Raw genomic sequence first — 2,138 nt, forward strand, 5'->3', positions numbered from 1 at the left:
AAATTCTTATCAATTCCTGCAAACGCTTCCGTTACATTATGATGCTCCTGTGGATCACCTTCCGTACCATCTGCATTGTAGGTTTTAAGCGTGAATGTAGGAGCAACCCATGCGCCATTCTCATAGCTAGCACTACCACCAAAATAAGATGCAACACTGCTCCCTAGGGTATGAAGCTGAGAACCAGTTACGGCTTCGTCTGAAGTTTCATTGATTGCCCCGCCCAGTAGACCGGAAAGTTTCCGCTCTCCATTCTCTTTGTTCAAAACACTGATTTCGCTACCACCAGTTTCATTACCAATAGTGATAAGACCGGCTCCTCCATCAGGGAGACTGCGCGCTAACTTCTTCTCTGCTACTTGCTTAACAAGAATACTGTCTCTTACTTCATTAATTTCTGTATTTGTTGCAAAAAGCTGGGAACCATTGACCGCATCTGTCGAATCTTTCGTAATAGCTCCTGCGGCAAGCGACGTGATCTTGCTGTTTTCTTGTGTCACTACAACTTTGCCGTCGTCTCCTTTTTCCTTCTTTTCATGCTGCGCTACAAAGGCACGGGCTTTATCATTCCATAACAAGGAATCTTGTGCAACTCCTTCTGAAACTTCCTTAATACGATCGTTGATAGTGCTCATGCTGTCATTAATGTCATTAAACGCACCAGCAACATTGTTACTACTCTTTTTATCACCTTTCGTACCATCATTGTTGAAAGTCTGAATTTGGAAATCCGGGTTTTGCCATTCACCTTTCTCATTATAACCAGCACCGCCACCCAAATAGCCAGCAAACTGTTTTTGAAGATCATAAATCTGTCCACCAGTTACTGCATCACTCGAGCCTGCCACAATAGAACCATCAGCCAACGATGTGATCTTGCTGTTTTCTTGTGTCACTACAACTTTGCCGTCTTCTTCTTCCTTCTTTTCATGCTGTGCGACAAAGGCATGGGCGTTATCACTCCATAACAAGGAATCATGTGCAACTCCTTCTGAGACTTCCTTAATGCGAGCGTTCACAGTCTTGATATTATCATCAAGACCTGCAAAAGCGGTTCCAACACCTTGGAACGAACTCTCTGTCACAACTCCATCTGTGGCAATGTGCGATAATTTATAGGTTGGCTGTGTAAGAGCTCCATTGGTAAATGCAGCATCTCCACCTAAGAACTTGGCAACATCCTCACCGATTGTGTTAACCTGACCACCCGTGATTACATCACGTGAATCCTTGGCAATCTTACCATCAGCAACATTATGGAGACTTACTGCTGTCTTATCTTTACCACCCAAGGTGATATTCGCATAATCAACTTTACCATCCTTTTGTTTATCGTAATGAACAACTGCTGATTCATCAGACTGAAGACTGTTCGAAAGATCCGTTAAACCTTTATCAAGCTGTCCTTTGTTAACGGCTTCATTATCCTTGGTCGCTGCCTGCACACCAGAAAGAGTCCGATCCATACCAGTCTTATTGGCAATATTGATTTCACTGCCTTCTACTTCTTTACCAATATTGATAACCTTTGTCTTTTCATCCTGCTTAACAAGGCTATCGCCTACGACTTTGCTAATCTCCTTGTTAATCTCATTATGAATGTTCGTGAAAGAAGTACCAACTCCAGCAAAGGCTTCTGCTACACTCTCATAGCTGTTTTCTTCAACATCACTACCATCAGCCTTAATGGTCTTAACCTTGAATGTAGGAGCGGTCCATGCGCCATTCTCATATTTAGCATTACCGCCTAAAGACTTAGCAACCACAGTGCCCAAGGCATGAAGCTGTGAGCCATTTACTGCGTCTGTTGAAGTTTCACTGACAGCTCCAGCTGCAAGAAACGTTATCTTGCTGTTTTCTTGTGTCACTACAACTGTGCCGTCTTCTTTTTCTTCCTTCTTTTCATGCTGCGCTACAAAGGCATGGACTTTATCATTCCACAACAAAGCATCACCTTTAACTTCTTTCGAAATATCATCGATCTTTTGGGTAAACTTATTTTCTACATTCGTTAGATGCGTATTCACATTCTTGACACTCGTATCAAGACCAGCAAAAGCTGAACCAACATCGTTGTAGGGCTTTTCTGTTGCCGTACCATCTTCAGCAACATTTGAGATCTTATAAGTCGGAGCTGT

General features: G+C 42.8%; 1 pseudogene. It reads right to left on the reverse strand.

The annotated features are described in order from the left end of the window. Positions 1 to 2,138 (reverse strand): annotated as a pseudogene (locus tag U736_RS0110680) (hypothetical protein); the annotation flags it as partial.

The organism is Bartonella grahamii ATCC 700132, from assembly GCF_000518085.1.
Classification (GTDB): domain Bacteria; phylum Pseudomonadota; class Alphaproteobacteria; order Rhizobiales; family Rhizobiaceae; genus Bartonella; species Bartonella grahamii.